This is a genomic window from Rhodopila globiformis (assembly GCF_002937115.1).
Lineage (GTDB): Bacteria > Pseudomonadota > Alphaproteobacteria > Acetobacterales > Acetobacteraceae > Rhodopila > Rhodopila globiformis.
Genome location: NZ_NHRY01000045.1, coordinates 1 through 16,354 on the forward strand (window position 1 = coordinate 1; position 16,354 = coordinate 16,354).

17 protein-coding genes are annotated in these 16,354 nt (G+C 67.6%); 12 read left to right on the forward strand and 5 right to left on the reverse strand.

The features are described from left to right. The 12 genes from CCS01_RS35645 to CCS01_RS03180 all read left to right on the forward strand — a co-directional run. On the forward strand, positions 1 to 319 hold a 319-nt coding region (locus CCS01_RS35645), incomplete at its 5' end, for an energy transducer TonB (protein WP_204848123.1). 2 nt (positions 320 to 321) lie between these two features. Further along, positions 322 to 1,086, forward strand: coding sequence for a MotA/TolQ/ExbB proton channel family protein (locus tag CCS01_RS03130; RefSeq protein WP_104517372.1), 765 nt, complete (start codon positions 322 to 324; stop codon positions 1,084 to 1,086). A 1-nt stretch (position 1,087) separates the two neighbouring features. After that, positions 1,088 to 1,525: an ExbD/TolR family protein gene (locus CCS01_RS03135; protein WP_104517373.1), complete on the forward strand. Its 438-nt coding sequence runs from the start codon at positions 1,088 to 1,090 to the stop codon at positions 1,523 to 1,525. Between the two features lie 95 nt (positions 1,526 to 1,620). Then, positions 1,621 to 3,837, forward strand: coding sequence for a TonB-dependent receptor (locus CCS01_RS03140; RefSeq protein WP_158258203.1), 2,217 nt, complete (start codon positions 1,621 to 1,623; stop codon positions 3,835 to 3,837). Between the two features lie 61 nt (positions 3,838 to 3,898). Next, positions 3,899 to 4,885 carry an ABC transporter substrate-binding protein gene (locus CCS01_RS03145; protein ID WP_158258204.1) on the forward strand — a complete coding sequence of 329 codons (987 nt, stop codon included), beginning with the start codon at positions 3,899 to 3,901 and terminating at the stop codon, positions 4,883 to 4,885. Further along, positions 4,857 to 5,963, forward strand: a complete 1,107-nt coding sequence (locus tag CCS01_RS03150; protein ID WP_104517376.1) for a FecCD family ABC transporter permease — start codon at positions 4,857 to 4,859, stop codon at positions 5,961 to 5,963. Before CCS01_RS03145 ends, CCS01_RS03150 begins: the two co-directional genes overlap by 29 nt. Then, positions 5,956 to 6,768 carry an ABC transporter ATP-binding protein gene (locus CCS01_RS03155; RefSeq protein WP_104517377.1) on the forward strand — a complete coding sequence of 271 codons (813 nt, stop codon included), beginning with the start codon at positions 5,956 to 5,958 and terminating at the stop codon, positions 6,766 to 6,768. Before CCS01_RS03150 ends, CCS01_RS03155 begins: the two co-directional genes overlap by 8 nt. A 15-nt stretch (positions 6,769 to 6,783) precedes the next feature. Beyond that, positions 6,784 to 7,806: a D-alanine--D-alanine ligase family protein gene (locus CCS01_RS03160; RefSeq protein WP_104517378.1), complete on the forward strand. Its 1,023-nt coding sequence runs from the start codon at positions 6,784 to 6,786 to the stop codon at positions 7,804 to 7,806. A 154-nt stretch (positions 7,807 to 7,960) separates the two neighbouring features. After that, positions 7,961 to 8,989, forward strand: coding sequence for an ABC transporter substrate-binding protein (locus CCS01_RS03165; protein WP_104517379.1), 1,029 nt, complete (start codon positions 7,961 to 7,963; stop codon positions 8,987 to 8,989). Continuing rightward, complete coding sequence (locus tag CCS01_RS03170; protein ID WP_104517380.1) at positions 8,989 to 9,684, forward strand: GTP-binding protein; 696 nt, start codon at positions 8,989 to 8,991, stop codon at positions 9,682 to 9,684. The genes CCS01_RS03165 and CCS01_RS03170 overlap by 1 nt, the downstream gene beginning before the upstream one ends. Then, entirely contained in the window at positions 9,681 to 10,670 is a 990-nt protein-coding gene (locus tag CCS01_RS03175) for an ATP-binding cassette domain-containing protein (RefSeq protein ID WP_104517381.1), read from the forward strand. The genes CCS01_RS03170 and CCS01_RS03175 overlap by 4 nt, the downstream gene beginning before the upstream one ends. A gap of 27 nt (positions 10,671 to 10,697) precedes the next feature. Further along, a complete protein-coding gene (locus tag CCS01_RS03180; protein WP_104517382.1) occupies positions 10,698 to 11,270 on the forward strand; it encodes a nitroreductase family protein in 573 nt (190 codons plus the stop codon). Positions 11,271 to 11,451: 181 nt separating this feature from the next. Here CCS01_RS03180 and CCS01_RS03185 read toward each other — a convergent pair whose 3' ends face one another. The 5 genes from CCS01_RS03185 to vnfD form a co-directional block, all read right to left on the reverse strand. Next, on the reverse strand, positions 11,452 to 11,943 hold the full coding sequence (locus CCS01_RS03185) for a nitrogen fixation protein (protein ID WP_104517383.1): 492 nt from the start codon (positions 11,941 to 11,943) through the stop codon (positions 11,452 to 11,454). A gap of 30 nt (positions 11,944 to 11,973) precedes the next feature. Beyond that, positions 11,974 to 12,867 (reverse strand): hypothetical protein, encoded by an 894-nt coding sequence (locus tag CCS01_RS03190; protein ID WP_104517384.1) that lies wholly within the window; start codon positions 12,865 to 12,867, stop codon positions 11,974 to 11,976. Between the two features lie 130 nt (positions 12,868 to 12,997). Then, entirely contained in the window at positions 12,998 to 14,386 is a 1,389-nt protein-coding gene (vnfK, locus tag CCS01_RS03195; RefSeq protein ID WP_104517385.1) for a V-containing nitrogenase subunit beta, read from the reverse strand. 10 nt (positions 14,387 to 14,396) lie between these two features. Beyond that, a complete protein-coding gene (vnfG, locus tag CCS01_RS03200) occupies positions 14,397 to 14,750 on the reverse strand; it encodes a V-containing nitrogenase subunit delta (RefSeq protein WP_104517386.1) in 354 nt (117 codons plus the stop codon). Further along, positions 14,747 to 16,162 (reverse strand): nitrogenase vanadium-iron protein, alpha chain, encoded by a 1,416-nt coding sequence (gene vnfD / locus CCS01_RS03205; RefSeq protein WP_104517387.1) that lies wholly within the window; start codon positions 16,160 to 16,162, stop codon positions 14,747 to 14,749. The genes vnfG and vnfD overlap by 4 nt, the downstream gene beginning before the upstream one ends. Between the last annotated feature and the right edge of the window lie 192 nt (positions 16,163 to 16,354).

Below are 16,354 nucleotides of genomic sequence, written 5' to 3' on the forward strand. Positions count from 1 at the left end.
CGCCGGCCGCCCCGCGACCCGAGGCACCCGCCAGCGCCGCAATGCCGGTAACGCCGCCCCGCATCGCCCCTGCCTACGGCTCCAATCCGCCCCCCGATTATCCCGCCGCGGCGCGCGACCAGCGCCAGGAGGGGCGGGTGCTGCTGAGGCCGACGGCCATCCACAGGCGGTGTCGGTGGCGCGCGGCAGCGGCTTTCCGCTGCTCGACCAGGCGGCGGTGGCCGCAGTGCGGGGCTGGCGCTTCATCCCCGCCCGGCAGGGCGCGGAGGCGGTCGCGGCCCGGGTGCTGGTTCCCATCATCTTCAAGCTCAGGACATGACCATGCCGCCAATCACGTTCCTTATTGCCAACGGCCTGCCCCATTTCCTGTCCCGCGGCAGTGTCGCCGAACTCGTGCCGTTGGGCATTCTGATCGTCATGTCGGTGCTGACCTGGAGCATCGTTGTGCTGCGCGCGATCCAGGCGCTGCTGCTGCGCCGCCGTGCCGGCGTATTCCTGCGCGCCTGCTGGCAGGACGGCAGCCTGGCGCAGGTCGGCCAGTACCTGGCCCGCCACCCGGCCTGCGACCCCTGGAGCCGGATGGCCGCCGCCGGCTTCGCCGCCGGCGCCGCGCTGGCCGGGTTTCGCGGCGATGTGCCGGCCGAACTGGGAACGCCCGACCAGTTCCTGACCCGCATGCTGCGCCGCGCCATGGGCAAGGAGGCGCTGGCGCTGGAATCCGGACTGACCGCGCTTGCCACCGTGGCCTCGACCGCGCCGTTCGTCGGCCTGTTCGGCACGGTCTGGGGCATCTACCACGCGCTGCTGGCCATCGGCGCCGGCGGCCGCACCAGCCTGGAGCAGGTCGCCGGACCGGTCGGCGAGACGCTGATCATGACCGGCTTCGGCCTGGCCACCGCACTGCCGGCGGTGCTGGCCTATAACGGCCTGGCACGCGCGAAGCGCCGCGTCCTGGCCGTGCTCGACGATTTCGCCCACGACCTGTTCCTGCGGCTGGCCAGCGGCGGCACCATCGGCCCGGCCGCCCGGCCGATCCGGTGCAGCCAGCCGCCGGCCGCGGCGCTCGCCGAAGCCAGGAGCGCCTGACATGCGTCCCGACAGCTTCGTCCCCGACAGCTTCGTCGCCGATGGGGCCGAGCAGCCGATGGCCGAGATCAACATGATCCCGATGATCGACGTCATGCTGGTGCTTCTGGTCGTTTTCATCCTGACCGCGCCGCTGCTGGCGCAGGCGGTGAAGGTCGATCTGCCGCGGGAAGTTGCCGCCGCCGACAGCCCGCTCCCGGCCGACATCACGTTGAGCGTCGACAAGGATGGGCAGGTCTGGTGGGACACGGCGGCGGTGACGCCGGCCGAGCTCGACCGCCGCCTGGATGACGCGGGGCGGCAGGCGGACCCGCCGGAAGTTCGCATCCGCGCCGATCGCGCGGTGGACTACGGCCACGTGGCCGACGTGATGGCGCTGGCCGCGCGCAAGGGGCTGCACCGGCTGGCGTTCGTCAGCGATCCGGCACCGGCGCCATGACTTCCCCGCAACATTCGCCCGGCCGCCGCGGCGTCGGGTGCCGCGCCTCCGGCGCGATGACCGTCCCGCAACGTTTCCTGCACGCGGATACCATCATGCTGACGCTTCGCTTTTCGCTTCTCGCCGGAGTCTCGCTGGCCGCCGCGCTCTGCGCCGCCACCGTCGCCCGGGCCGCCGATCCCGCAGCCCAGGGTCAGGTGGGCGCCGACGGCGCGACCGTGATGCCGGGCGTTACCGTCGAATCCGCTCCACCGGCCGATGGCAGCGCCGCCGCCGGTTACCGGGTCGGGACGGTCGACGTCGGCCCGCTGGGCAACCGCAGCGTCCAGGACACGCCGTTCTCCATCACCACCGTGCCGGCGGCGCTGATCCAGGCCACGCAGGCCAGTTCGATGGCCGACGTCGTCAAGTACGACTCCTCGGCGCAGATCGAGCCGCGCGGCGACCTGGACTTCGGACGCCCGCAGACCCGCGGGTTCGAGAACGCGGTGACGCAGAACACCCGCATCGACGGCCTGAACTCCTACACCATCATGGCCTATCCGATCGAGGCGTACGACAGCGTCCAGATCCTGAACGGCGCGGCCGGCGGGCTGTATGGCGCCTCCTCGCCCGGCGGCGTGTTCAACTTCATTCCGAAGCGCCCGACCGACACGCCGCTGCGGCTGGTGACGATCGGCTACGACTCGCTCGGCCTGTTCACCGAGCATGCCGATGCCGGCGGCCGGGCCGGGTCCGACGGGCAGTTCGGCTACCGCATCAATGCGCTGCACGGCGCCGGCACCAGCTATGTCGATCACAGCAGCCAGCAGCGGAACCTGCTGAGCGGCGACTTCGACCTGCGGCTGGGCGACGCCACCACGCTGTCGTTCAACGGCAGCTATTACGATGACAATGAAAGTGGGCTTCCCGCCGCCTTCGTCTATGGCGCGCCGGGCTACGCGACGCAACTGCCCGCCCCGCCGAATCCCGCCAAGGTCGGCTACGGCATTCCCGGCGCCGGACAGACCGAGCAGCAGGGCATCGGCACCCTGAAGCTGGAACACGAGTTCTCGCCCGGCTGGAAACTGACGCTGGGCGGTTTGTACGAGCGGGCCGATCGCACCATGAACCCGACGGCCGGCGCCCCGGCTGATCCGTTCCTGGCGCTGACCAACAACAACGGCAACTACAACGCTTATGTCTCCGATACCGGATTGCGGACGCAGGTGTTCAGCAACCTGGGCTACCTGAATGGGCACGTGGAGACCGGCAGCCTGGAGCACGATGTGTTTCTTGGCAGCAACGGCTACCAGCAGACCATGTACACCCGCGTCGGCACCGCGGCGCCGGTGAAGATCGGCAGCGCGTCGATCGCTGACCCGACGCAGTTCTTCTGGACCACGCCCAATACCGGCAGCTTCTACAAATCCGCCTATACCGGGCAGCAGGCGCTGGTGGCGGGCGATACGATCAAAATCACCGAACAATGGTCCCTGCTGCTGGCCGGAAGCGGCAGTTGGCTGAGCAGCCGCAGCTACAGCAACAAGGGCGCGGTGACGGCGCATTACGACGCCTTCGGCTTCAGCCCGACGGGCAGCCTGATTTTCAAGCCCGTTTCCAATGTAACGACCTACCTGACCTACGCCGACGCGCTGCAACAGGGCGATACGCTGAATACCACGACCGGCACCACCGTCCTGCCACCGTATCACAGCACCGACCTTGAACTCGGCGGCAAGATGACCGTGCATCAGTCGCTCGACCTGTCGATGGCGGTGTTCGACATGCGGCGGCCGTGGTCGTACCTGAACACGGCGGGCACCGTCTCCAGCGGCGGGCAGCAGCGCAACATCGGCGTCGAGACCGGGATCAAGGGCAAGGTGACGGACAGCCTGACGGTGTTCGGCGGCTTCACCTGGCTCGATCCGCTGCTGACCGACACCGGCAATGCCGCGACCAGCGACAAGCTGGTGGTCAGCGTGCCGCGCTATCAGGCGAACCTCTACGTCGAATACGCGCTGCCGTCGGTTGCCGGGCTGATCCTGGACATGAACATCCACTACACCGGCCAGCGGGCGGCCAACGCCACCAACACCACCTGGGCCGCCGGCTACGCCACGCTGGACCTGGGCGCGCGCTACGAGATGGCAGCGCTCGGCACCAGACTGACCTGGCGGGCCGGCATCGAGAACGTCACCAACACCCGCTACTGGGCGGCGATCCTGGCGCCCAACCAACAGGGCGTGCTGCCGACCAGCCTGTCCACCAGCTATGCCGCGTTCATGGGCACGCCGTTGACCGCGCATGCCTCGCTGACCGTATCGTTCTGAGGCGGTGGCGGCCGTGGCAAGGCGGACAGCAATGCGGCCGGGTGGCCGATGGTGGCGGCCAGTGGCGGCGCTGCTGTGGCTTGCAACCGGGACGCCGGCGACGGGGGGCGAGGTGATCGATATGGCCGGGCGGCACGTCACGGTGCCGGACCAGATCCACCGCATCTACGCCGCCCATGACCCGCCCGCCATCTTCCTCGCCTCCCTGGCGCCGGACCTGATGGTCGGGGTGCCGTTCGACCGGCCGCCCGGATCGGCGCGGTTCCTGCCGCCGGCGGTGAACCGGCTGCCGAGGATCCGCGGCGCCGGGCGCATCGATCCCGAACGATTGCTGGCGCTCGGCATTGATCTCGTGGTGATCTGGAACATGCGCGGGCCGCCCGACGCGTTCGCCGCGCAGATGGACGCCATCGGCATCCCGGCGGTGATGGTCGATGCCGCGCCGTTCAGCCGCTATGCGGCGACATTCCGCTTCCTTGGCGCGCTGTTGCACCGGCAGGCGCGGTCGGAGGTGCTGGCGCGGGCGCTGGAGCAAGCCTCGGCCCGGCTGGCGGGCGTCCAGGCGATCCCGGGCGCCGGGCGGGTCCGCGTCTATTACGCCGATTCCGCCGACGGCCTGAGAAGCCAGTGCGCCACCGCGTTCCGCGGCGAGGTCGTGCCGCTGGCCGGCGGCGCGAACGTGCTGCCGTGCCGGACCGCCGACAGCATGGGGGCAAGCGTCACCGTCAGCCTGGAACGGCTGCTGCTGCTCGACCCCGACGTGATCGTCGCGCGCAGCCCGGCGATCGCCCGGTTCCTGCGCGCCGACGCGGGCTGGCAGGCGCTGCGGGCAGTGCGCGAGGGCCGCGTGTATGCCTTCCCCGACCGGCCGTTCAACTGGGTCGAGCGGCCGCACTCCCAGTTCAAGCTGCTGACGGTGCAGTGGCTGGCGCAGCGCCTGTATCCCGGCCGTCTCGCCTTCGATTTCGCACAGGCGACCCGGAACTTTTACCGGACCTTCTTCGGCATGGAGCTGAGTGATGACGATCTCGCGCGGCTGCGAGGCTGACGCCTTGCCTGCACCCGACGGATATGCCGCGCCGCGCGCGCAGTCCGCGATCCGTCCGGAGCAAGCGGCGGTTCCGCTGCTGGCCATGGCCTTGGCGGTTGCAGCGCTGGGCTCCCTGTGCATCGGCGTCTATCCGGTGCCGCCCGGCACGGTGGCGCGCATCCTGGCCGGCCTGTGCCTGCCCGAGGCGTTGCGCCCGGCGGCGGACTGGACGCACGCGCAGCTTGCCGTGGTGCAGGTGATCCGCCTGCCGCGGGTGCTGCTGTCGGTGCTGGCCGGCGCCGGGCTGGGCCTTTCCGGCGCGACGCTGCAAGGCACCATGCGCAATCCCCTGGTCGGCCCCGACCTGCTGGGCATTTCCTCGGGCGCGGCGTGCGGCGGCATCCTGGCGATCCTGCTCGACTGGCCGGACTGGGGCTTGCTGGCCGCGGCCTTCGCCGGCGGCTTCCTGGCCCTGCTGGGGGCTTGGCTGCTGGCCGGGCTGTCGCGCGCGGGCGGCGTGCTGCCGCTGATCCTGGCCGGGATGGCGGTGGCGGCGTTCTTCACCGCGGTGCACGGGTTCATCCAGTACACCGCCGATCCCGAGAACAAGCTGCCGGCGATGGTCTATTGGCTGATCGGCAGTTTTTCCGCCGCCAGCGCGCACAAGGTCGCCATCCTGGCACCGCCGGTGCTGGGGGCGGGCGGGCTGCTGCTGTTGCTGCGCTGGCGGATCAACCTGCTGTCGCTGGGTGATCTCGACGCCGCCGCGCTTGGCGTCCGCATCGGTGGCCTGCGCTGGACCGTGGTGGCCCTGGTGTCGCTGATCGTTGCCGCGCAGGTGGCGGTCTGCGGCATCATCGGCTGGGTCGGGCTGATCGTGCCGCATGTCGCCCGCATGCTGGCCGGCCCCGACCATCGCCGCCTGCTGCCGGCGGCGGCGCTGACCGGCGCCCTGCTGCTGCTGGGCATCGACGACGTCGCCCGGACGCTGCTGCCGCAGGAGGTGCCGATCGGCATCCTGACCGCCGGCATCGGCACGCCGTTCTTCATGCTGCTGTTCTGGCGCACGCAAGGCAGGGGATGGAACGATGCCTGATCCCGCCATCGCCTTTGCCGGCCTCGGCCATGCCTTCCGCCCGGGGCAGTGGGTGTTCCGCCGGTGCACGGCGTCGATCGGGCGCGGCCGGGTGGTTGCGCTGCTCGGCGCCAACGGCCGCGGCAAGACCACGCTGCTGCGCCTGCTGCTGGGGGTGCTGCGGCCGACCGAGGGCCGGCTCGCGCTGCATGGGCGGGCCGCCTTCGTGCCGCAGACGTTTCAACTCGGCTTCGACTATGCCGTGCTGGATGTCGTGCTGATGGGGCGGGCGCGGCAGGTCGGCCTGCTGGCGCAGCCGTCCGCGCGTGACAAAGCGGCCGCGCTTCAGGCGCTGGATCATTTCGGCCTTGGGCATCTCGCCGCCCGGCCGTTCCACGAACTCTCCGGCGGGCAGCGGCAGCTTGTGATGTTCGCCCGGGCGGTGGTTTCCGAGGCCGACATCCTGATCCTGGACGAGCCGGCCTCGGCGCTGGACCTGCGCAACCAGGCGGTGATCCTGGACTGGATCCGCCGCCTGTCGCGCCGGCGCGGGCTGACGGTGCTGTTCTCGACCCACCACCCGCAGCATGCGCTGGAGGTCGCCGACGACGCGCTGCTGATGCTGGAGCGCGACGGCCTGGCGTTCGGCCCGGTGGACGAGGTGCTGAGCGAGGCGAACCTGCTGGCGCTGTACGGCATTCCGCTGCGGCGCGTGGCCTTCGATTACGGCGGCGAGACGTTGCAGACATTGGCCGCGATCTTGCGCCCTGCCGGCAACGCGCCGGCCGGCGATCCGGCGCCACACGACCGATCATTGTCCTCCTGACCAAGGTTCCCGATCATGCCATCCCTTCCCTTGCTCTGGCCCGCGGCACCGCAGCAGACGCGGGTCCTGTATCTCGCGCGCTTCGCCCCGGACGATCCGATCTATGAGGTCAAGCCCGAGGGCATGACGTCGGGCTATGCCGAGTATCATTTCCGTATCTACGAAGAGCTGAAAAGCATCGGCTATCGTGTCGCTTCCAGTTCGAAGCCCTATGCGGCGCTGGTTGCCGGCGGCAACGCCGATTTCGTGTTCTCGTTGCTGAACCGCATGCCGATCCGCAACCCGGAACTGCTGGTGCCGGCGATCTGCGCGTATCTGCGCATTCCCGTCCTGGGGGCGCCGCCGAACATCCGGGCGCTGGCCGAGGACAAGTACCTCAGCAAGCTAGCGTTTGCCGCACGCGGCCTGCCGGTGGCGCCGGGGCGGGTGTATCGGCCGGGCGCCGCGCCGGAGCCGCCGGAGTTCGCCGGCCCATACTTCGTCAAGGACCGATTCGGCGCCGCGTCCGAGGGCGTGACCGAGGCGTCATTGCAGGAATCCTGGGATGGCGCGGCGGCCGTCGTGCGGGATTTCCATGCCGCCGGCAAAGAAGTGCTGGTCGAGCGCTTCTGCCCTGGCATCGACGTGACGGTGCCGGTGCTGGGCCACGATCCATACCTGGTGCTCGGCCATGTCGCGCCACGCTCGGACAAGGTGGGCGGCATCCTGACGGCGGACCTGAAAACCGATGACCGGCTGGGCAACGAGGTGATCGGCCTCGACCCCTGCACCGTTGCCGCGATCGAGGACGATGTCCGCACGGTGTGGGATGCGTTCGGGCCGATCGACTATTTCCGGCTGGATTACCGCTGGGACCCGGCGACCGGGCGGCGCTGGCTGATCGAAATGAACATCTGCTGCTACCTGGGCAAGCGTGGCTCGATCGGCCTGGCGGGGGCGCGCCTGGGCTATGACCGCACGCAGATCGTGGCGCATGTCGTCGAATACAGCCTGGCCCGCCAGCGGCACGGCCAGGGACACGAGCGGTGGGTGATCTGATGCCGCAAATGCGCCTGTCAGTACTTTCCCGGCAGGATTGTTCGGGTTCGTGCGTTCCTGGCACCGGCGCGGCCGTGCGTCCGGTTGGCACGATTCTTGATGCAATACATCCCGTCATTGCCTTCCGAGGGCGCCACAACCAGGGAATTGGACCATGCTGCACCGCCGGCTGACCTGTCTCGATGGCACGTACGACCTGGCCCGGGAACCGGCACCGCATCTGGCCATGCTGGATTTCCTCGGGCGGATGCCGGTGCCGCTGCGCTTCGGTTTCGCTGCCGGGCTGCTACGGGCGGCCGCCCCGGCGGGCCTGCAGACCTGCTTCCTGATAGGCAACGAATGGTACGCGCCGTTCGACGACCTGACGCGCAGCGAACCGGGCGCCGGCTTCCCGCACATGATCCTTTCGCCGTTCACCCGCGACATGCTTTCCGTTGCGTTCCAGGATCGGCTTCGCGCGATGGGTCATGCCGGCGTGCCGGCGCCGCCGGTGCATCCGGCCGCGGCGGCCGCCGGGCTTGTCGATCCGGCCGGGCTGTTTTCCGTGTTCGGCGTGATCCCCTGGGTGTTCCTGGTCGATCACCGCAAGCTGGCGCACCGGCCGGTGCCGCGGTGCTGGCAGGACCTGCTCGACCCGGTACACGCCGCCCAGATCGTGTTCGGCGGCTGGCGGCGGCCGAGCGACGGAGCGTATCCTGATTGTAACGACTTCCTGCTGCTGTATCTGTTCCGTCGTTTCGGTGCCGCCGGGCTGCGGGCGTTCGCCGCCAACACCCGGGCGATCATGCACAACACCGTCGCCGCCCGGCTTGCCGGGTCTGGCAGCGAAGACGGCGGCGCGATCACCATCCTGCCCTGGATGCAGGCCGACATGTGCCCGCGCCGCGACCGCACCAGTGTGATCTGGCCCGAGGACGGCGCCATGACCATGCCGATGGGCTTCACCGTCGATGCCAACCGGCGCAGGCGGATGCAGCCGCTGCTGGATTTCGTCTGCGGCGCGCCGTTCGCGGCGTTTCTTGCCCGCAACCGCTATCCGGCGGTCTGGTCCGGCGGACCGCAGGGGTTTCCGCCGGGCGCCCGGCTCGACTGGCTGGGCTGGGACTACACCCGATCGCACGACATGGCGGAGGAAACCGCCACCGCCCTGCGCCTGTTCTTTACTGCCTGGGAGCATGCCTGATGCGCCTCGTCACCGTCGCCGGTCCGCCGTCCGTCGGCAAGACCTCTTTGTTCCTCAGGGTTGCGGCTCGCCTGCGTGACGACGGCGCGCTTGTGGGCGTGGTGAAGTTTGACGCGCTGTCGACCAGCGACGACGAAGCCTATGCCGGCATTGGCCTGCCGGTGCGGGTCGGGCTGTCCGGCGGGCTGTGCCCCGATCATTTCTTTGTCAGCAATATCGACGACTGCGTCGCGTGGGGACGTGAAGCCGGGCACGACGTGCTGATCGTCGAGACGGCCGGGCTGTGCAACCGCTGCTCGCCGCATATCCGCAGCGTGCTGGCGGTCTGCGTGGTGGACAACCTCGCCGGCATCCACACCCCGCGCAAGATCGGCCCGATGCTGCGGCTGGCCGATGTCGTCGCCATCACCAAGGGCGACATCGTCTCGCAGGCCGAACGCGAGGTCTTCGCCTACAACGTCAGCCTGGCCAATCCGCACGCGCCGGTCGTCTGGTGCAACGGAGTCACCGGGCAGGGTGCTGCCGATCTCGCCTTTCGCATCCGGTCGGCGCCGGAGGTGGAGACGCTGGACGGGCAGCACTTGCGGTTCTCCATGCCCTCCGCGGTGTGCCCGTATTGCATTGGCGAAACGGCCATCGGCGAGACCTATCAGCGCGGCAACGTGCGCAAAATGAATTTCGGGGACAGGCCATGACGCGGGTTGCACTCGACCTGCCGTTGGGAACGTTGATCCAGGGCTGGCCGCGCATCGCCGCCTTTCTGGACGGCCTTGGACTGACCGGCTTGCCGCCGGACCGTTCCGTCCGGGAATGGCTGGCCGATCTGCCGGATGCCAGGCTGCACGACATGGGCCTGGACCGGGAGCAACTCGCCGCGCATCTGCGGCACCTGACGGATAGTACCGCCGAGGTGACAAGCGAAACCATCCAGACGGTCACCATCCACGGCGGGCGCGGCAAGAGCGGCGATTCAGACAGCGCGGACCTGGTTGTCCGGGCTGGCGAAATCGTCTGCGTCGTCGGTCCGACCGGATCGGGAAAGAGCCGGCTGCTGGCCGACGTGGAGTGCCTGGCGCAGGGCGACACGCCAAGCGGGCGGCGGATTCTGCTGAACGGCGCGGCGCCGACGGCGGCGCAGCGTTTCGCCCCCGGCTGCAAGCTGGTGGCGCAGATCTCCCAGAACATGAACTTCGTCGTCGATCTTACCGTCGGCGCCTTCCTGGCCACGCACGCGCGCTGCCGGCAGGTTCATCGGCAGGATGACGTGGTCGAGCGGGTCGTTGCGGTCGCTAACACGCTTGCGGGCGAGCGCTTCGGTCCGGACGTCTCGGTCACCCAGCTCAGCGGCGGCCAGGCGCGCGCGCTGATGATCGCGGATGCGGCGCTGCTGACGGCCTCCCCGATCATCCTGATCGACGAGATCGAGAACGCCGGGATCAACCGCCGCCAGGCGCTGGACCTGCTGGTCGCCGAGGACAAGATCGTGCTCGTTTCGACGCATGATCCGTTGCTGGCGCTGCTGGGGCACCGTCGTGTGATCGTGCGCCACGGCCGCGTCGCCGACGTGCTTGCCACCAGCGATCGCGAGAAGACGGTGCTGCAACGTCTTGAAGGCATCGATGCCAGGATCGCCGGGCTGCGGAACAGGCTGCGGCATGGCGAACGGGTCGACGATGTCTGAGCTGAACGGAGATCAAACGGAGATCACGTGGCCGAGGCAATCAAACCTTCCGCAGCGCTGGCGCTGCTGCTGCATCGGCAATCCTGTGGGGCGCTGGCAGAACCGGCGCCGAGGGACGAGACGCTGAGGTTGATCATGCAGGCAGCCCTGCGGGTTCCGGATCACCAGCATCTGCGCCCGTACAAGTTCATCATTGCGGAACGTGATGGACTTGATCGTCTTGGTGCCATCATGCAGCGCGCCGCGATCGCCACCGACAAGCCGGACGACGTGGTGCGGCGGGCGCCCGGAATGCCGCGACGCGCGCCGATGGTGATCATTGTCGTCGCCTCGCCGAAGCCGCATGACGTGGTGCCGGTGTTCGACCAGCAACTGACTGCCGGTTGTGCGGTGATGGCGATGCAGATGGCGGCTCAGGCTTTGGGTTTCGGCGGCATCTGGCGGTCGGGCTGGTTCATGTATGACCGCGGGCTGCATCGCGACCTGAACCTGTCGGATGAGGAGCAGATCGTTGGTTTTCTCTACGTCGGGACACCGCAGCGGGAATTGCCGCCGCCGCCGGTTGCCGTGGACGCCGAACGCTACATGGTCTGGCTCTGAGGCCGACCGCGAAGCTCTGGCTTGCGCGTCGTCGCTCTGATCCGTTGAGCATCACGAAGCCTGTTTGGCGGGAGCCGCCGGCGGTCCGCTGAAGGAGGGGACGGCCGATTCAAAACGGCTCGGTTCCCGAAGGAGCCGGCGGCCGTTCCCTCCTGGCGCCTCCGGCGGCCTCCTGGCCGGATCAGACCTCCTGCAGATCCAGCGCCAGGCGCTCGCCGGCGGCGTCGCGCATCACCCGGCGCATCCACAGCGGCAGCACGCCGTTCATCAGCCGCTGCACGTTGGCAATGATATCGTCGATGTCGCGCACCATCGCGCTCTTCACCGGGAACACCTTCAGCGCATGCACACGGACGGCGGCCAGGTCGCTCAGGCCCAGGGTGAACAGCACCGAGCAGCCCTTCAGCGAGGCCACCCGTTCCGTCAGCGGATCATGGCCGGTGCCGTCGTCGTCTTCCATGTCGTCCATGATGCAGGCGCCCAGCGCCTTTCCCATGCCGCCGCCGGGGCCTTTCCTGATCGCGCCGCCGCGGCTGAAATGGAACACGTCGACGAACTCCGCGACGTCTTTGGCCACATCGTAGAACACGACCTGCCTGGCGGCGGCGAAGCTGGCGTCGACCTGGATCAGGCTGTTGGTGGTGACCGCGATTCGAAGGTGCGGGGAGTCCATGGCGGGGTCCTTGTTGTATCGGTTGAAAGCTCAGGTCATCGGCTGGTTGATCGCCGGGACCTCGCGCCAGAAACGCTGCCGGAAGCTGGCGGGCAGGGTGACGCCGTCGGGGACGCGGGCGCGCCATTTGTCCAGCTCAACCAGCGGCAGCGCGCCGTCGGTCAGCGCCTCGACCGGGATGATGTGCAGGGTGTCGCGGACCATGACGAAGAAGTCGATCGGATACAGCGCCGGGTCGCGATACAACGGGCTGATCTCGATGCGCAGGAAGTCGCCCTCGACCTCGGCCTTCGGATTGTCGCAGTCGAAACGGGCGTGCCGGTTGAAGCGGCCGGTGCGGCGGAACTGGTACAGCGCCCGGTCCTCGTCGTTGAAGCGCTTGATCTCGCCGATGATGTCGAAGAAATACTGCGACAGCATGGCCGCGACATAGGCGTCCGGATAGGGCTGGCGCAGCGCGTCCAGGGACCAGACCGTGGCGGACTCCAGCAGCAGCAGGCCCATCGGCGTGATGTCGAGCGTCAGCACCGTCTTGCGGACGATACCCTTGATGCGGACGATGCCGTCGTCGATGTCGATGGTGCCCTGCGGCGCGAATGCGACGGACCAGGCGACGCGCAGCACGCGGTACAGTTCGGCAACCAGTCTCTGGGACAGGGACGCACGCGGCAGGTCGAGCACGCGCTGCCAGGAGGTTTTGCCGTCGGCATCGGGCATGCGCGACATCAGGTAGGAGTCCAGCACCATGAAGGCGCCGCAGACGCCACGGATCTCGTCGGTGACGGCCTCCTGCGATGGTTCGTCGGCCACGAAGGCCAGAGCCTTGCGTTTCGAATAGAGTTCGATCTGCCGGTGTTCCGGCAACGACAGGCGGCGGTGGCCGCCGTTGGTCGAGCCGGCGAGCAGGTCGTGCAGCTTTACCATCGTGGTCTGATCTCCGGCGGGGGTGGTCGTGCCCCGATCGTCATGGCCGGGCTTGTCCCGGCCGTCTGCGCACGACAGGCTGGGGGTGGATGGCCGGGACAAGCCCGGCCATGACAAGGAAGAACGGGCGTCACCACGTGTTCAGCAGCCACTCGCGATCCTTGTTGTACTCCATGTGCGCGAACATCGCGTTGGCGATGGCCTCACCCAGCAGCATCGCGCCGCGATAGCCCATCGTCGGATGACGATACACGCCCGCCCGGTCGAAGGTGGGGAAGCCCACGCGCACCATCGGGATGTTGTTGTCGATCGCGACGTAGCGGCCCTTGGAGTGGCCGAGGATCATGTCGATCTTGTAGTCCGGATCCGTTGCCCGCTTCTCCAGTTCCCAAAGATCGGCGTTGCAGACCACTTCCATGTCCCAGTCGGCCTTCGCCTTCAGCGCCTGGATGCGGGGATCGCGCTTGTACTTGCTGTTGTCGTCGCCGAGCAGCAGCAGCGCCGGCTTCAGTTCGACCTCGAGACAGAACGCCGCCAGGCCGATGACCAGGTCCGGATGCCCGAAGATCGCCACCCGCTTGTCGGCGAAGAACATGTGGGCGAGATCCTGCAGCGCATCCAGCGCCACGCCACGCTCCTTCACCAGCGAGGCCGGGATCGGCTTGCCGGTGATCTCACTGAGCTTGCGCAGCAGCGCATCGGTGTTGCCGATGCCATACGGTGTCGCAACGACGTGCGCCGGGACGCCGAACGCTTCCTGCAGGTACTCGGCGGCGCCGGCGCCTTCGTAGCGCGCCAGGGCGACCGAGGCCAGCGCCCCGGCGGTGCCCTGGATGTCCTCCACCGTGGTGCGGCCGTGGGTGTGGATCGACTGGTCGGGCAGCATCGGCGAGTCGAAATCCTCGGTATCCATCAGGACCGTGCCGTCGATGCCCATTTCCGACAAGTAATGCTTCAGCAGCGTCACGTCGCCCGGATTGACCCAGCCCGGGAACAGGTTCAGCTTGCCTGTCGGCTGAACTTTTTCCCTGGCGATGGTCTTGACGATCGACTCCATGCACACCGCATAGCCGCCGACCTGGCTGCTCTTGAAGCTGGGCGTGTGGACCGGAACGACGTGGATCGTGCGGCGGGGAAATTCCTTCGCCAGCGCCTCGTTGCAGCGGGTGATGTTGCCCTCGATGTCGTCGCCGATGACCTCGGTGGAGCAGGTGGTGATCAGCGGAATGACCCGCAGGTGGGGATAACGCCGCGCCAGGGTCAGCACGCCTTCGAAGATGCGCTCGTGCCCGCCGAACACCGCCGAGTCCTCGTGCAGCGATGTCGAGGCGATGTCGAAGTTCTCCTTGAAGTGCTGCGCGAACAGCAGGCGGACGAACATCGAGCAGCCCTGGCCGCCATGCACCAGCGGGATGCAGTCCCTGACCCCGATCCCGGCATACTGGGCGCCGGCCGGCTGGCAGTCATACATCGGGTTGATGATGCCCTGCCGCTTCTTGGTTATGATTTCGCAACCCATCGATCGGATCCTAGTACAGCGAGTGGTTGAGTTCGTGGTTCAGGGATTTGGTGACGGCGATTTCCGTCACCTTTTCCTTCACCGCCTGCATCAGTTCATGGATGTGGCTCGGCTGTTCCGCCTCGATCCAGGGGAAGCGCTGCCTGAAGTCGGCAGCCATGATGACGGCGTCCGAGTAGAACAGCTTTTCCATCGGCGTGTGCCGCGGCGGTTGCTTGCCGCACAGCAGTTCCCCCGTGGCATGCAGGATGCCGTCGATGTTCTCCTGCCGATCCCAGGTGCGGGAGAAGAACTGCCACAGGCAGCGCTCCTGCACGTAGTTGTAGAGTTGCTCGGCCTTCCCGGCGAGGTTTTCGGTGGTCATTCTGCGGCCTCGCGGTAGAAGGTCGTGTCCTGGCGGATGTCGGTCGCGGCAAGTTTCAGTAGCGGATTGTTGATGGCGTTGTACATGTCGCGGGCCAGGTTGACGAAGCCCTCGAACCCCATGTACGGGCCGTTGTGGTAGGCGTGGCCGTTGATGTAGGGGATGTGCAGCTTCTTCACCAGTTCGCCGACGCGCGGCCCGGTGAAAATCACGTCGGGACGGACGCGGTCGATGATCTCGAAGAATTCCAGCTCGTTGCCGTCGTCGATGTAGTACGTGCCGGTCTGGCCGCGGGCGATGACCTTTTCGAAGTCTTCCTGGTGGCCGAACTTCGAGGACATTGCAACGACCTGGACGCCCAGGTCATCTTCCACCGACTTGGTCCAGTGCCACAGGCGCGGGCCACCGGTCCAGATCGCCATCTTGGCGCCCTGCAGGCGTTCCTTGTACCAGTCGAGCTTGCCCTTCCACTTGCCGTATTCCTCGGCGATCAGCGCCTCGCCGCGGTCCTCGATGCCGAAGAAGGCGCAGACCTTGCGGATCGCCTCGGCCATGTAGTTGAAACCCCAGGAGTCGATGTCCAGGCGGGGGATGCCGTATTGTTTCTTCAGCTCATTGGCGATGTAGCCGGCGGACCGCGCGCAGTTGACGACGCTCAGCTGGGCGCGGTGCATGCAGCGCAGGTCGTCGTACGTGCCGTTGCCGGTGAAATGCGAAATGACCTGGATGCCGAGCGCCTTCCAGTACTGGTCGAGCACCCAGGTGTCGCCCTGGATGTTGTAGTCGCCAATGAAGTTGATGGTGTACTCGCTGGTGATCTTCGGCTCCACCCCGCCGACTTTTTCGTTGATCCAGCCGATGTTGAGCACGTGGTGGCCCTTCGACTGCGACACGCCGGCGAAACCGGGGCATTCGACGGTGAAGATGTCGACGTCCGGACGCTCGCTCATGACTTTCCTGGTCACCGCCTTGATGTCGTCGCCGATAAGCGCGGTCGGGCAGGTTGTGTAGACGATCATGCGCTTGACGTCAGGCATTTCGTCGAACGCTTCGTTGATCGACTTCTCCAGCCGCTTCTCGCCGCCGAAGACGATGTGGCTTTCCTTCATGTCGGTGGACCACACGTACTTCAGGGGGAAGTGGCCGTTGTCGGTCGGATACCGCTTGGTGTGCCAGGTGTCATAGGCGCAGCCGATGGGGCCGTGGATCATCTGGATGGTGTCCTTCAGGACACCACCGATGACCAGCTTGGCGCCGCAGAACGCGCAACCACGTTCCGATAACGTTCCCGGAATGGTCGGCGCGTTGGAGATCGGCAGGAAGTCGCGCGTGTCCTCCCCGTCGACTTTCAGGTAGATATGCTTTTCCCGTTCCGGGATGTCCTTGTCGCATTCCAGAAGCACCATGGGCATGGCGGGTTCTCCTTCGCCGCAACAGGGCCGGACGGCGTCTGTTGCTTGTGTTGAGCAGTGAGCAGGGACGCTTACGCACGCCGCGTGCCAAGTGCCGGCCGGGCGCGCAAAATACGGCGCATGTGCTGTCCGGGACCGCTTCGTGGGTCAACCGGCCAGGGAACGTCCCAGCGGAACGCCCCAGCGGAACGC

Bases quoted from the DNA above. Each gene is read 5' to 3' on its own strand.
- CCS01_RS03190 (WP_104517384.1), bottom strand. From the start codon at position 12,867: ATGGTAAAGCTGCACGACCTGCTCGCCGGCTCGACCAACGGCGGCCAC.
- vnfG (WP_104517386.1), bottom strand. From the start codon at position 14,750: ATGACCACCGAAAACCTCGCCGGGAAGGCCGAGCAACTCTACAACTAC.
- CCS01_RS03160 (WP_104517378.1), top strand. From the start codon at position 6,784: ATGCCATCCCTTCCCTTGCTCTGGCCCGCGGCACCGCAGCAGACGCGG.
- CCS01_RS03185 (WP_104517383.1), bottom strand. From the start codon at position 11,943: ATGGACTCCCCGCACCTTCGAATCGCGGTCACCACCAACAGCCTGATC.
- vnfK (WP_104517385.1), bottom strand. From the start codon at position 14,386: ATGGGTTGCGAAATCATAACCAAGAAGCGGCAGGGCATCATCAACCCG.
- CCS01_RS03135 (WP_104517373.1), top strand. From the start codon at position 1,088: ATGCGTCCCGACAGCTTCGTCCCCGACAGCTTCGTCGCCGATGGGGCC.
- CCS01_RS03155 (WP_104517377.1), top strand. From the start codon at position 5,956: ATGCCTGATCCCGCCATCGCCTTTGCCGGCCTCGGCCATGCCTTCCGC.
- CCS01_RS03170 (WP_104517380.1), top strand. From the start codon at position 8,989: ATGCGCCTCGTCACCGTCGCCGGTCCGCCGTCCGTCGGCAAGACCTCT.
- CCS01_RS03130 (WP_104517372.1), top strand. From the start codon at position 322: ATGCCGCCAATCACGTTCCTTATTGCCAACGGCCTGCCCCATTTCCTG.
- CCS01_RS03140 (WP_158258203.1), top strand. From the start codon at position 1,621: ATGCTGACGCTTCGCTTTTCGCTTCTCGCCGGAGTCTCGCTGGCCGCC.
- vnfD (WP_104517387.1), bottom strand. From the start codon at position 16,162: ATGCCCATGGTGCTTCTGGAATGCGACAAGGACATCCCGGAACGGGAA.
- CCS01_RS03165 (WP_104517379.1), top strand. From the start codon at position 7,961: ATGCTGCACCGCCGGCTGACCTGTCTCGATGGCACGTACGACCTGGCC.
- CCS01_RS03150 (WP_104517376.1), top strand. From the start codon at position 4,857: ATGACGATCTCGCGCGGCTGCGAGGCTGACGCCTTGCCTGCACCCGAC.
- CCS01_RS03175 (WP_104517381.1), top strand. From the start codon at position 9,681: ATGACGCGGGTTGCACTCGACCTGCCGTTGGGAACGTTGATCCAGGGC.